Origin of the sequence: Neisseria sp. HMSC068C04, assembly GCF_001810105.1 — a bacterium.
In the GTDB taxonomy this organism is placed as follows: Bacteria; Pseudomonadota; Gammaproteobacteria; order Burkholderiales; family Neisseriaceae; genus Neisseria; species Neisseria flavescens_B.
The window spans coordinates 525-13,939 of record NZ_KV799989.1 but is presented as its reverse complement, the minus strand read 5'-3'; the positions used below and the strand labels follow the sequence as shown (position 1 = coordinate 13,939).

Annotated in this window: 11 protein-coding genes; 6 read left to right on the top strand and 5 right to left on the bottom strand. The window is 50.6% G+C overall.

Features of this window, described 5'->3' with window-relative positions:
• Window positions 1-34: 34 nt before the first annotated feature.
• The 5 genes from HMPREF2700_RS09425 to HMPREF2700_RS09405 all read right to left on the bottom strand — a co-directional run bounded on the left by HMPREF2700_RS09425 (window position 35) and on the right by HMPREF2700_RS09405 (window position 7,291).
• Complete coding sequence (locus HMPREF2700_RS09425) at window positions 35-1,639, bottom strand: ABC transporter ATP-binding protein (RefSeq protein ID WP_070591726.1); 1,605 nt, start codon at window positions 1,637-1,639, stop codon at window positions 35-37.
• Between the two features lie 24 nt (window positions 1,640-1,663).
• Complete coding sequence (oppC, locus tag HMPREF2700_RS09420; protein ID WP_049335539.1) at window positions 1,664-2,572, bottom strand: oligopeptide ABC transporter permease OppC; 909 nt, start codon at window positions 2,570-2,572, stop codon at window positions 1,664-1,666.
• Between the two features lie 72 nt (window positions 2,573-2,644).
• The gene (gene oppB / locus HMPREF2700_RS09415) at window positions 2,645-3,565 is read right to left on the bottom strand and encodes an oligopeptide ABC transporter permease OppB (RefSeq protein WP_036490316.1); all 921 of its coding nucleotides are present in this window, start codon (window positions 3,563-3,565) and stop codon (window positions 2,645-2,647) included.
• Window positions 3,566-3,799: 234 nt separating this feature from the next.
• Window positions 3,800-5,596: an aminopeptidase P family protein gene (locus HMPREF2700_RS09410; protein ID WP_070591725.1), complete on the bottom strand. Its 1,797-nt coding sequence runs from the start codon at window positions 5,594-5,596 to the stop codon at window positions 3,800-3,802.
• A 75-nt stretch (window positions 5,597-5,671) separates the two neighbouring features.
• Window positions 5,672-7,291, bottom strand: coding sequence for an ABC transporter substrate-binding protein (locus HMPREF2700_RS09405; protein ID WP_070591724.1), 1,620 nt, complete (start codon window positions 7,289-7,291; stop codon window positions 5,672-5,674).
• Between the two features lie 327 nt (window positions 7,292-7,618).
• Between HMPREF2700_RS09405 and HMPREF2700_RS09400 the strand changes: the two genes are divergently transcribed.
• The 6 genes from HMPREF2700_RS09400 to HMPREF2700_RS09375 all read left to right on the top strand — a co-directional run.
• Window positions 7,619-8,689, top strand: coding sequence for a porin (locus tag HMPREF2700_RS09400; RefSeq protein WP_070591723.1), 1,071 nt, complete (start codon window positions 7,619-7,621; stop codon window positions 8,687-8,689).
• 124 nt (window positions 8,690-8,813) lie between these two features.
• Window positions 8,814-10,331, top strand: a complete 1,518-nt coding sequence (locus HMPREF2700_RS09395) for a polyamine aminopropyltransferase (RefSeq protein WP_349267194.1) — start codon at window positions 8,814-8,816, stop codon at window positions 10,329-10,331.
• Between the two features lie 170 nt (window positions 10,332-10,501).
• Window positions 10,502-10,969, top strand: a complete 468-nt coding sequence (locus HMPREF2700_RS09390) for an FxsA family protein (RefSeq protein WP_070591720.1) — start codon at window positions 10,502-10,504, stop codon at window positions 10,967-10,969.
• Window positions 10,970-11,017: 48 nt separating this feature from the next.
• The gene (locus tag HMPREF2700_RS09385; RefSeq protein WP_070591719.1) at window positions 11,018-11,512 is read left to right on the top strand and encodes a YbhB/YbcL family Raf kinase inhibitor-like protein; all 495 of its coding nucleotides are present in this window, start codon (window positions 11,018-11,020) and stop codon (window positions 11,510-11,512) included.
• 69 nt (window positions 11,513-11,581) lie between these two features.
• On the top strand, window positions 11,582-13,039 hold the full coding sequence (locus HMPREF2700_RS09380; RefSeq protein ID WP_070591718.1) for a DUF6892 domain-containing protein: 1,458 nt from the start codon (window positions 11,582-11,584) through the stop codon (window positions 13,037-13,039).
• Window positions 13,040-13,174: 135 nt separating this feature from the next.
• Window positions 13,175-13,415, top strand: a 241-nt coding sequence (locus HMPREF2700_RS09375; protein ID WP_141745845.1) for a helix-turn-helix domain-containing protein, incomplete at its 3' end; no start/stop codon positions are given.

Below are 13,415 nucleotides of genomic sequence, written 5' to 3'. Positions count from 1 at the left end.
TAATTGACATGCCAATATATCATCTTTTCCTTTTCTACAAATCAAATGCGGCGTTAATCAAACGTTTGGTGTAATCGTTTTGCGGATGGTGGAAAATCTGATCCGCGCTGCCGTATTCAACCATTTCGCCCTGCTTCATCACAATCACGTTGTCGCTGACAGCGCGCACGACAGACAAATCATGACTGATGAACATATAAGTCAGACCGTATTTCTTCTGCAAATCGCGCAAAAGTTCGACCACTTTGGATTGTACGGAGCGGTCAAGTGCAGAGGTCGGCTCGTCCAAAAGAATGAATTTCGGGCGCAGGATAACGGCGCGTGCAATAGCGATACGCTGACGCTGGCCGCCGGAGAATTCATGCGGATAACGGTTGAGCGCATCAAGCGGCAGGGACACTTCCTTCATGACTTCCAAAACGCGTTGGATACGTTCTTTTTTAGTCATTTCAGGATGATGAACCGTCAAACCTTCGCCAATAATTTCGCCAACGGTCAAGCGCGGTGAAAGCGAACCAAACGGATCTTGGAACACAATTTGCCGTTGCGATTTCAGACGGCATGCTTCTTCGGCGGTATAGTTTTTCAGGTCTTTGCCTTCAAAGGAAATATGGCCGGTATAAGGCAGCATCTGCATTACGGCTTTGCCCAACGTGGATTTACCGGAGCCGGACTCGCCGACGACGCCCAATGTTTCGCCTTCTTTAATTTTGAGGCTGATGCCTTTGACAGCATCAAAAGTTTTGAGCGGTTTACCGAAAAAGTTTTGCTTCAATACGAAAGAAACATTGACATTGTCTGCATCGATTAACACACCGGCGTTGTTTTCTTCCGGCTCTTTCATGCCTTTTGGAATGGCATTGATGAGTTCGGCGGTATATTCGTGTTTCGGATGGGCAAATACTTCTTTGATTTTGCCGCGCTCGACAATTTCACCGTTGCGCATGACACAGACGGTTTTGGAATAGTGCTCCGCCAAACCCAAATCGTGGGTAATGAAGATAATCGCCATACCCATTTGCTGTTGCAAATCGTGGAGCAGATCGAGAATCTCGGCTTGAATAGTCACATCCAAAGCAGTGGTCGGCTCATCGGCAATCAGCAGGTCAGGTTCATTAATGAGTGCCATGGCAATCATAATACGTTGCAGCTGGCCGCCGGAAAACTCGTGTGGATATTGCTTCATGCGGCGTTCTGCTTCTTTAATGCCCACACGCTCCAGCAATGCCAATGCCTTCTGCCCTGCTTCTTTTTTGCCGAGCTTTTTATTATGCACACGCGCAGCTTCAATCAGCTGCGCACCGATACGCATAAACGGATTGAGCGAGGTCATCGGCTCTTGGAAAATCACGCTGATGCGGTTGCCGCGCAAATCACGCAGGGTTTTCTCATCGGCATCCAAAATGGAAATACCGTCAAAAGTAATGCGCGAATCTTTGCTGTAACGGGCAAATTTTTCAGGCAACAGGCGCATAACAGACATGGAGGTTACAGACTTGCCCGAGCCGGACTCGCCGACCAAAGCCAATGTTTCGCCCTCTGCCACTTTAAAGCTGACATTACGCACGGCATGCACGTTTTTTTCATGCAATTCAAAATTGATGTCCAGATTTTCTACAACCAGTAACTGTTTTGTCATTTTGATTATCCTTTTGGTTGTGGTTTAGCGGTCTTTCGGGTCGAGCGCATCGCGCAGGCCGTCGCCGATAAAGTTGAAACAGAACAAAGTGGTTACCAAGAAGAAACTCGGCACGAGCAGCTGCCATGGTGCGGCTTCCATAGAAATCGCGCCTTCTTGCAACATCGAACCCCAACTGGTCATCGGCTCTTGCACGCCCAAGCCCAAGAAGCTCAAGAAAGATTCAAACATAATCATGCCCGGCACCAGCAAAGAGGCATACACCATCACCACGCCCAAAACATTCGGAATAATGTGGCGCGTTACGATTTTACGTTTTGCCACGCCGCTCACACGCGCCGCTTCGACAAACTCTTTATGCTTCAAGCTCAAGGTTTGACCGCGCACAATACGCGCCACGTCCAGCCAAGACACCAAACCCACGGCGGCAAAAATCAAAAGCAGATTGCGGCCGAAGAACGTGGTCAGCAGAATCACGAAAAACATAAACGGAAACGCGTTCAAAATTTCCAAAAAGCGCATCATCAGCGAATCGAGCTTACCACCGATAAAGCCGGCAATCGCACCATAAAGCGTACCGATAACAACGGCCACCAATGCGCCGGCCACACCGACCAGCAAGGAAATACGTCCGCCGGTTGCCGCACGCGACAGCAAATCGCGGCCGAGCAAGTCCGTACCCAGATAGTGATGAGTAGAAAGGGACGGCGGAATCTGCATATTGTCCCAGTCGGTGAAGTCGTAGGTGTAGCGGACAATCCATGGCGCCACAATCACAAAAATACTGATCAGCAACAGGATGATAATGCTGTACACCGCCGCTTTGTTCTGTTTAAACCGTCGCCATGCGTCGCTCCACAGGCTTTTACCGTGTACTTGGGCGTATTCTGCTGCCTCTGCAAGGGCCTGAGTCTGCTTCTTTTTGAATAACATAATGTTCTCTCTCGATTTTTATTCTTTCTTCAGGCCGTCTGAACGTTTCAGACGGCCTTTGCGCAAATGGGATTAATAACGGATTTTCGGGTCAATAATGGCATACAGAATATCGAGGATGGCGTTGAACAAAATGGTCATGATGCCGACCAAAATCGTCAAACCCAAAATCATGCCGTAGTCGCGGTTGAGCGCGCCGTTGACAAACAATTGTCCGACGCCGGGAATACCGAACACGTTTTCAATCACAATGGAGCCGGTAATGATGCCGACAAATGCCGGGCCTAAGAAAGAAACAATCGGCAGCATGGCGGGACGCAGCGCATGGCGCAGGATGATGCGGCTCATGGGCAGGCCTTTGGCGCGTGCCGTGCGGATAAAGGGGCTGTTCAATACTTCAATCATCGCGCCACGCGTAATCCGCGCGATACTGGACACATAACCGATGGACAAAGTAACGACAGGCAAAATCAAGTTCATCAGTGCGCCATCGTTCCAACCGCCGGCAGGCAGCCATTGCAGTCTGACGGCAAACACCAGCACCAATACCGGTGCCATCACAAAGCTGGGAACGACGATACCGGTCATCGCACCGCTCATCAGCGCATAATCCAGCCAACTGTTTTGTTTTAAGGCGGCGATGATGCCGATAAACATGCCGAAGATGGCGGCAATCAAAAAGGCGTAGAAGCCGAGTTCCGCCGATACCGGCAGGGATTGGGCAAGCAACTCATTAACGCTGAAATCTTTATATTTGAACGACGGCCCCAAATCCCCCTGCGCCAACTGCTTGAGGTAGTGGAAATATTGGAGGTACATCGGATCATTGAGGTGGTATTTGGCTTCGATGTTGGCCATGACCGCAGGCGGCAAATTGCGTTCGCCTGTGAACGGGCTGCCCGGTGCGAGCCGCATCAGGAAAAACGATACGGTAATCAACACCAGCATGGTCGGGATGGAAGCACATATCCGTTTGATGATGAATTTCAACATAATCAGGCTGTCCTGTCTGAACATACCGGACTCGTGAAAACAAAGCTGACCTGAAGCGGAAATCGGATGAATGGCAGTAGGCGTCTGTAACGTCGCCGCGCCGGTTTCTCTCTCTATTCCGACCGGGTTATTGTTTTTATTCGGAGTCGGGTAAGGTTTTTTTTAGTTTTTAAATAATTGTTGTTATAAGGCCGTCTGAAACTTTGTATCCGCCGTTTCAGACGGCCTTTCACGTTAACGCGCCAAAGGTTCAGTGCGTTCAATCAGCCATGCTTTGGCCGCGCCTTCTGTCAAAGGCTCGAGACGGCGGCGCACTTCGGCGTGATATTGGTTCAACCATTCGATTTCGCTGCCGGTCATCAGTTTGGTATCAATCAGGCGAGTATCGATTGGGCAGAGGGTAACGGTCTCGAAATACAGGAATTTGCCGAACTCGGTTTCCTCAGGATTTTCAACCGGACGATTGATTACCAAACTTTCGATACGGATACCCCACTTGCCCGGACGGTAAAGACCCGGCTCGTTGGAAGTCAGCATGCCTGACTTCATCGCGTGATGCGGTTGCGGCACGGCGGCAACGGCAATGCTTTGCGGACCTTCATGCACATTGAGGAAATAGCCCACGCCATGACCGGTACCGTGACCGTAATCGCATTGCGCCTGCCAGAGCGATTTACGGCAGATGGCATCAATCATCGGGCCTTTGATGTTTTCAGGGAAAATGGTTTCCGCCAGAGAAATATGCGCCTTCAACACCAAAGTGTAATCGCGCTTCATGGCCGCACTCGGATTGCCGACAGGCACCACGCGCGTGATGTCGGTCGTACCGCCCCAGTATTGGCCGCCGGAGTCAATCAGCAGCATACCGTTGCCTTTGATTTTACTGTTGTTTTCCGGTGTCGCGCTGTAATGAGGCAAGGCGGCATTGGCATTGTAGCCGGCGATAGTGTCGAAACTTGGCGAAATAAAGCCGGGGCGTTGGCTGCGGTGTTTGTAGAGCATGCCGTCGATGTCCAGCTCGCTCAATTCGCCGCCGTCTGCCAAGATTTGTTCAAACTCGGCAAAGAAGCCGCACAATGCTGCACCGTCTTCCGCCATGGTATTGCGGATATGGGCGATGTCCGCATCGGATTTGACTGATTTGAAGAATGTGCTTGGGTGGATGGCTTCAACCAAACGAACGTCTTCAGGCAGGCGGCTCAAAGTACCGACAGCGGTTTTGTTCGGATCAATCAGCAATGCGCCCTTAACACCTGCCAAGTAGTCCGCCGCTTGCGCATAAGGCAATACTTCAAAACCTGCCGCTTTCAAAGCTTCGGCAGATTCGGCTTTCAGACGGCCTGCATCGGTAAACAATACGGCTTTGTCTTGGCTGATAAACAGATGGGACAAGAACACAGGGTTGAACGGCACATCATCACCGCGCAGATTGGTAATCCAAGCGATGTCGTCCAAAGAAGAAACCAAATGCGCATCTGCGCCCTGCTCTTTCATGGCCGCACGGATACGGGCCAGTTTTTCGGCTGCAGTTTCGGAAACGTAGTCGGGATGGTGAACGTAGATTTCCGGAGTCGGCAATGCAGGACGGTCGTCCCATACTTCGTCCAACAAGGTTTCAGGATATTCGAGGCGGATGTTTTTAGCGGCAAGGGCCTGTTTCAAACCGCGCTCGCCGCTGAGTGCGAACATATCGGCAGGCGCGCCGACCACTGCGCCCTCGGGCAGATTTTGTGCCAACCACTCGGTATAAGGAGCATCAACGCCCATTTTTTGCAGCTCGATTCCGTTTGGCGCAAGCTGTTGGCCTGCCTGTTCCCAATAGCGGCTGTCCGTCCACACGCCTGCTTTATCGGCGGTTACCACCAAAGTACCGGCCGAACCGGTAAAGCCGGAAAAATCGCGGCGTGCCTGCCAATGCTCGGGCAGGTATTCGGAAAGGTGCGGATCGGCGGAAGGAATGACAAACGCGTCCACACCATGTTTTTTCATGGCTTCGCGTAAAGCGGACAAACGTTGTTGTACAGATTTCATGTGTTATGTCTCCTATTATTTCAGACGGCCTCTGTCATCAATGCCGTCTGAAAACTTGTGCTGTCTATAATCAATCTATTTTTTCGGTGCGAACGACCAGCTCTTGACCGTGTAGTTCCGCAAAGGGTCTTTGTCGGAATAGCCGATAATATCAGGTTTAACCATACGCACTTCAACCTGATGATACAGCGGAATCAGTGCAGCGTCTTCTTGAAGCTGCTTCTCCGCATCAGCATAAAGCCGGCTGCGCGCTTCCTTGCTGACACCATCTTTCAGCGTATTGTTCATAAATGTGTCAAACGCCGCGCTTTTGTAGCGGAATGCATTGTTTGAGTTGTTGGATTTCAAGATATTGAGCATACCCGCCGGATCGTTGAAATCGGAACACCAGCCGCTGAACGAAACCTTGAAATTGCCTTGCGCGCGCGTATCCAAATAAGTTTTCCATTCCTCGTTGGACAAAGTCGGACGGATAAACGGAATGGCGGCTTTCCACACCGACTGCACGGCAGTAATTTGTTTTTTGGACGCTTCGCTGGTGCTGTACAAAATATCGAACTCAAGCGGATGTTCATCGTTGTAGCCTGCTTCGTTCAAGAGTTTGCGCGCAGTTTCGATGCGTTTTTCAGGCGTCCACTCTTTCCACTCAGGGTAAACAGGAATCACGCCCTGCATTTGCGGCGGCGTCAATTGGAACGCAGGCGTATCGCCGCGGCCGCCCACTTTGACGACGATGTCGCGGCGCGTCAGCATATTGAGCGCCTTGCGGACGCGCGGATCGTTAAACGGCGCCGCTTCGTGGTTCGGCTCCAAATACCAGCTACATAAAGAAGTTGTACGTTTCACTTGCCCCGGAAACTCAATATCCGCCACTTTGACCTGATCGCTGGGAATACCGTAAGTCACATCAATTTCATTGGCGCGATAACGGTTGTACTCACCGCTGCCTGACAAGAAAACCGCCTTCGGAATAGCCACTTTGTCTTTATCGTAATAATTGGGATTGCGTTCCATATTAATGTGGCTGTTGACTTTCCAATCCGTTAACAGATAAGCGCCGCTGGAAACGTAATGACCGGGCTGCGTCCACTTATTGCCGTATTTTTCGACAGTGGCGCGGTGAACCGGAAATGTGAATTGCTGAATCAGCATATCGGGGAAATAAGGCACGGGTGCAATCAGCGTAAATTGCAGGGTCTTCGCGTCCAACGACTTGACGCCCAATGTCTCAGGCTTGGCTTTGCCATTTAATATATCTTCCGCATTTTCCACTTGGGCATCGACCAAATAGCTGCCGAAAGGTGCGCCGGTGGCCGGATCGGCAAGACGGCGGAAGCTGTATACAAAATCTTCGGCAGTAATCGGATCACCATTGCTCCATTTAGCATCACGCAGATGGAAGGTCCAAACACGCTCGCCCTCGCTCTCCCATTTCTCCGCCAAAGCAGGAATGGTTTTGCCTTCGGCATCCGTACCGACCAAACCATCCATCAACTGACGGATAATCGCACCGGCCGCCATATCGCCGCTCATCTGAGGATCCAGCGTACCCGGCTCGACGCCATTGCTGACCACCACGCGCTCATAATCGGTACGTTTAAACTCAGGAGCAGGCTTGACATCGCGGCTGCACGCCGACAACGCGAATACGGCAGCCAATGATGCAGCCAACAGCGGATAGGTTTTTTCGGCCATATTTCATTCCTTCTTTTGGGTATTCTTCTTTTTCAGACGGCCTGATGATTCAAACTACACTCGACTACATTTATTTAGAATTTTTCCAGTACAGTTAAATCATCTATTTCAAGTCATAAAAATAGTGTTTTAAACCACACATTCCATCAGGATAATAGTGAGCCATCCAAAATTGTTGGCAAATTAACACAAAAATACGTAACTGAAAACTATTTTTCAATTTATCCTACGATAAATTACAAATGTATTGATTTTTTATAATTTGTCAAATAAGATTATCCGAATTTCCCGTCCCCAATTAAGAAAAAAACATAAAAGGAGAATAAAATGAACAAGTTATCTTGCTTTGTTGCCACTACCCTCATCGGCTCTTCCATAAGCTTCGCCCACGCCGAACCTAAAATGAGCGGTACCATCTACATCATGACCGAGGTCGAACACAACAATAAAACCGGCGTCACCAATACAACCATTTCCGATAAAAGTTCCAGTCTTTATCTCTCCGATGAAGTACGACTCAACAACGACTTATGGCTGAAATGGCAACTTGGCTCCTTTATTTACTTCGATTCCGACCGCTGGGGCGGCTGGGGCACTGCCGACTCATACGTCGCGCTCAACAGCTACAAAAACCTTGGCACCGTCAAAATGGGCTACATCAGTACACCCATGAACAGCATTTATCTGAACCCGTTCGACACCAACAGCTCGATTCTGGAGTTCGGCAAAATTTCCCGCTTCGGCCAACGCCGCGTTTCTATGGCTTATGAGTCTCCTTGGAAAAACGGTTTCCAATTCAAATTCAACGTTTCCCCAGGTTCCAATGCCGCACGCAACAACAACGACTGGAATCCGGACAAAAAACGTGACGGCGACTGGGTCTTCGGCTGGGGTGTGGACTACTACCACCCAAACAACGGCTTTAACGCCCACTACGCTGCCGAATACGCACCCAACGACTCTCCGACTGAAACCAAAGACTTCCAAGCCCATGCATTCATGGCCGGATACAGCAAAGACAAAATCTCCGTCGATGCCGCGTTCCAATACGCCAAAAACACTTGCGACGGCTTCAGCTGCTGGGGCGTATGGAAAGATGCGGCAGGCAACGTAGCCGGTTCTTACGACAAAGAAATCAACAACACCAAAGAATTTATGGTGTCCGGCTCATACAAAGTAGGCAATTTCAAACCTCAAATCGGCTTCGCCTACGGTAAAAGTTCTATCGGCGAAAACTACAAACACGTCGCCGTCAGCACCGATTACAGCTTCTCCAAACGGACGACTGCCACACTCGGCGCCGGCTGGTTGAAAGAAAACGTCAATCCGAAATACGACGAAGATTTGCCGAAAAAATCTTCTTACGCCGTGGGCATGGTATTCAAACACCGCTATTAATGCCTGACAGATTAAAGGCCGTCTGAAACAATTTGTTCAGACGGCCTTTTCTACATCCTATAATTAAACTTGCAGCCCACCTTAAAAATCATTACATTGCCCACACTCAAGCAACAAAAACGTCATCATGAACGCCCACCGCACCCTCATCATCTCCGTTTTTATCGTCGCCAGCTGCGGCCTCGCTTACGAGCTCATCATCGCCGCGCTCGCAAGCTATCTTTTGGGCGACAGTATTTTGCAGTTTTCCTCCGTCATCGGGCTTTATCTGTTTTCAATGGGTATCGGCGCCCACCTGACCCAATACATCAAAGATAAAGACGTATTGCACCGCTTCATCGAAATCGAACTTCTGGTCGGCATCATCGGCGGCATTTCCGCGCTGGCATTATTCGTGGCCTTCGGTTTATCCGCCGCCCCATTCCGCACCCTACTCTACGCTTTTGTACTGATTGTCGGCATGGTTGTCGGTATGGAAATTCCTTTGGTCATGCGCGTGTTAAACCAAAAAGGGGCGGAATTTAAAGAACTCGTTTCCAAAGTATTGACCTTCGACTACTTGGGCGCACTCGCCGTCTCGTTATTATTTCCACTTCTGCTCGCCCCCAAACTCGGCATGGCGCGTTCCGCCTTGTTATTTGGCATTTTCAACGCCGCCGTCGCCTACCTGACTGCACGCGTTTTCAAATCCGAATTACCCCGCTATCACGCCATCCGTACGCGTGCGTTTATCGTATTGACCTCACTCATTACGCTCTTCGTCTACGCCGACCGTATTTCCTTTAAAGCCGAACAAAGCTATTTCGGCGATCCCGTCGTCTATCAAAGCCATTCTCCCTACCAACGGCTGGTCGTTACACGCTGGAAAGACGATACCCGTCTCTACATCAACGGCAACCTGCAATTCTCCTCACGCGACGAAGCCCGTTACCATGAAGCACTCGTTCTGCCTGCCATGCAGATGGTGCCAAACGCTGAATGCATCCTGATTCTCGGCGGCGGCGACGGATTAGCGGCACGCGAAGTCTTGAAATATCCTCAGGTCAAAAATGTTACTTTGGTCGATCTCGACCCCGACATGACCGCCACCTTTAAAACCTCCGCCACCTTGAGCGCGCTCAACCAAGGTTCGCTGTCCCATCCCAAAATGCACGTCGTCAACGACGATGCCGCCAAATGGCTGGAAGGGTCGTCTGAAAAATTCGACGTTATCATCATCGACCTGCCCGACCCGTCCAATTTCTCACTGGGCAAACTCTACTCCGTCCCCATGTACCGCCTCGTTGCCCGCCATCTTGAGCCGCAGGGCAAGATTGTTGTGCAATCCACTTCGCCTTATTTCGCCCCTAACGCCTACTGGTCGGTCGTTGCCACCCTCGAAGCGGCCAAGTTGAATACCGCGCCCTATCATGTTTACGTCCCCTCCTTCGGTGAATGGGGATTTGTGTTGGCAGGGTTTGACCAAAACTTCCCTATTCCGCAAAAATTCGACGTACCCACCCGCTATCTCAATGCCCAGACCGTCGCCGAAATGTTCCGCTTTCCGCCCGATATGGCAAGGCGTAAGGTGGAAGCAAATTATTTGAACAACCAAATTCTCGTCAGTTATTTTGAAAGTGATTGGAACAATGTGATGCGATAGAATATCTAAAGGCCGTCTGAAACATCTGTCTTCTTTTTATCTCCGTTCAGACGACGGCCTCATCACCCGTTTACCCTTTTTCACACAGCATTTGCTTGAAAAAATAAGGTTTATCTTTATCTAAATAGAAGACAATCGACACTATCCGTTGAATGAAGGAACAAACACTTATGCAGTATTTTGGAATCGGTTTTTTGGTTTTAATCTTTTTGGAAATCATGTCCATCGTCTGGATTGCCGACTGGCTTGGCGGCGGTTGGACGCTGTTTTTGATGGCTCTCAGCTTTGTCAGCGGTATCTTCATGCTGCGCCATACCGGTATCTCCGGCTTATTGCTCGCAGGCGCAGCCGTCCGCAGCGGCCAAAACATTTCCCTCTATCAGATGCTGTGGCCGATTCGCTATACTGCCGCCGCGGTTTTCCTGCTCAGCCCCGGTTTTATTTCAACCGCCGTCGCCCTGCTTTTGCTGATTCCATTTAAAGGTAACGCGGCCGTTTCTTCTACGCAGTCTTTCCAAAGTCGCCAGACTTACAGTTCCGCCAAAGATGATGAAGACATTATCGAAGGCGAATATACGGTTACGCGCACCAGCAAAGCCGATAAACCGCAAGACTATATCGAACACAAACCCGATTGACGACTTCCTTCATAAAAGGCCGTCTGAAAATAGGAAATGACCGTTTAACTGCATTATTTAAAAACCGGAATCCCAGGCGAATTTGCCGACCGTTTCGGCAAACGCGGCAGCCAATTCAGCCCGAACGGCATGCCGACCTACTCCATCCCGTTCGACATCAGCGATGCGCCCGCAGGCACGCAATCCTTCGCCGTCGTATTGGAAGACAAAGATGCGATTACCGCCAGCGGCTTTGTCTGGACGCACTGGCTGATTGCCGACCTGCAACGCACTTCTGTTGCCGAAAACGAAAGCCTGCGCGCTACCGACTATGTTCAAGGGGCGAACAGCTGGGCGAGCGTGCTGGGCAAACTCGACATCGAAGAAGCCTCCTGTTACGGCGGCATGGCACCGCCCAATTGCCGCCACCGTTACGAACTGATTGTCTATGCCCTCGACACCAAACTGAACCTGCCGCGCGGGTTCCGCTTCAACGACCTGCACTTCGCCATGCAGGGGCACATCCTCGCCAGTGCCAGCGTAATGGGTACTTACGACGTGTAAATCCGTACAATATGCAAAAAAGCCGTCTGAAAATCTGTCTTTTCAGACGGCCTGTTTTAAGGACTCCCGATGTTTTCCAAACTCAAAAATTTCTTCGACAACCAACCGCCGTCTCCGCCTGAAACACCGCCCAATCCCCTGTACGCCATGCTTGCCGCCGATACGGCGGCCATGGAAGCGAGTAAAAAAACAAGCAAAATCCGTGCTGCATGGAAAAAGCATTTTGAGACTTATTCCGTAGCGACATGCTTGCCTTATTTTTACGATTTCTTGCTGGAAAACATTGATGCCGCGCTGACAGGCCGTCTGAAAGACGGAACAGGGCTGCACAAATTCGCTGAAGCGCTTGCCAGCAATAAAATTTTTCATACCGTAGACCGTTGTCGCAGTAAATCTGAACAGGAAGCTGATCAAACCATTGCCTCATATGCTCCGGCAATCTGCGCGCGCATCGATGCCGTACTAGAACGCGAATGGCCTGCTGAAATGCAAACCGGCGCGTGGCTTGCCGAAGTGTTCTGTCTGTTTTTTTATCATGCCCATGCCGGCAATCATGTTGTCAAAACCGCTGCCGCACCGTGGGTCGTGCCGTTTCTGCGGCGTTGGCCTGAGCTGGGGGATATATTGATTTTGAGCGCGCTTGACGATTGGGGCGATGCGTCCGCATTGTCGGAATACCTGATGATTGAAGCCCAAAATGCCCGTCAACAGTCGCGTCCTGCAGGCGGATTATGGAACAAGATGATGGGTATCCATGCAGACAAACACAGAAATGTTTACCGACAGGCGGAACAGCTTTTAACTGCGCTCACTACCGACGGCAAAATATCGGTGGATAAACGGGAGGCCTTGCTTTGTGCTGCCTTGGATACCTTGAATCTTGTGCCCGAAAAAACCGACAGCCGTAAAGAAGCACATATCTGCATCCGCCGAGACCCTGTTACGCGACACTGCCTGAAATTGTTGGCCGACAGCCTGCCGGATAATCCCACCGCCGAAACCGTCCGCGCACTTTTATCGGAAGCGGAAAGTTCGCCTAAAGCTGTCGGCACGTACAATTTGAACCAGAACCCCAGCGTACCGTTTGCCGATATCGGCCTGAAAATCGCCGTGATTGACGAGTTGATGTACCGGCGGGACTTGCTTAAGCCGCGCCTGCTGCTGGACACTTTTGTCAAAGAATACGAAGGTAGGCGGATAGATAGGGAAGCCGACGGTTATGCCGTTATCCCTGAAATCCTTGAATATTTCAAGCGGTTGGACATCCCGCAGCATCTGTTAAACGAAGTAGGCGAACTCTATATCGACGGCGGCTTGGACGGCGGTTCGGCGCTTTACGAAGAAATGTTTCCCTTTTTCGATCCCGGTTGCGGCGACGAACTTTTGCCCATCGGCAAACAGGCTGTTGCCGATTTGGCATACTTGCCGAACCTGCGACGCATCATAGGGCTGGAAAACTGCAATCCGTCGCCGGAATTGATACATGCCTTGCAAGAAGTGGGTGTGGAAATCATAGCGCAGGAGTAGCGGCAAATAACGGAAGGCCGAAACCCTGTTTCGGGTTTTCAGACGGTAGCGGATTCGCATTTAAAGTGCAACTTTCCATAACAGAAAAAGGCCAGTATGCGGTAGCATACGGCCTTTCCTGCAAGAAAGATTGCCATGAGCTACACACAACTGACCCAAGACGAACGATACCACATCCAATACCTGTCCCGCCACTGCACCATCGCCGAAATCGCCAAACAGCTTAACCGCCACAAAAGCACCATCAGTCGCGAAATCAGACGGCACTGCACCCAAGGGCAGCAATACAGTGCCGAAAAAGCCCAACGGCAAAGCCGGCTGACCAAACAGCGCCCGCGACAACCCTATAAGCTCGATTCGCAGCTGATTCAACACA